Annotated in this window: 1 protein-coding gene; it reads left to right on the top strand. The window is 63.9% G+C overall.

Annotated elements, in window-relative coordinates; translation table 11 throughout:
- On the top strand, positions 1-551 hold a 551-nt coding region (locus EOA78_RS35640), incomplete at both ends, for a beta-ketoacyl synthase N-terminal-like domain-containing protein (RefSeq protein ID WP_281034109.1).

The raw sequence follows: 551 nt of genomic DNA, 5'->3' as shown, positions 1-551 counted from the left end.
GGCAGCGACGCACCCTTCGCATGGGGCGTGCTGAAAGCATGGGAAGCAATGCGCGTGCTTTCACCCGATACCTGCCGGCCCTTCTCCGCCGATAGGAAGGGCCTGGTGCTGGGCGAGGGTGCTGGCATGGCCGTGCTGGAAAGCTACGAGCATGCCAGGGCGCGTGGTGCCACAATCCTTGCCGAGATCGCCGGCGTCGGCCTTTCCGCCGATGCCTTCCACATCGCCGCGCCATCTGTCGAGGGGCCAGCGTCGGCGATGCGCGCCTGCCTTGCCGATGCCGGGCTGAATGCCGAGGACGTCGACTACCTCAACGCGCACGGCACCGGTACCAAGAGCAATGATCAGACTGAAACGGCGGCGATCAAGCGTGTGTTTGGAAACCACGCTTATTCGATGTCCATCTCTTCCACCAAGTCCACGCACGCGCATTGCCTCGGCGCAGCGAGCGCGCTTGAAATGATCGCCTGCGTGATGGCAATCCAAGAGGACGTCGTGCCGCCGACCGCCAACTATCGCGAGCCAGATCCCGCTTGCGACCTCGACATCAC

Source organism: Mesorhizobium sp. M5C.F.Cr.IN.023.01.1.1 (assembly GCF_003997585.1).
Classification (GTDB): domain Bacteria; phylum Pseudomonadota; class Alphaproteobacteria; order Rhizobiales; family Rhizobiaceae; genus Mesorhizobium; species Mesorhizobium wenxiniae.
This window is presented reverse-complemented; position numbering and strand designations above follow the sequence as displayed.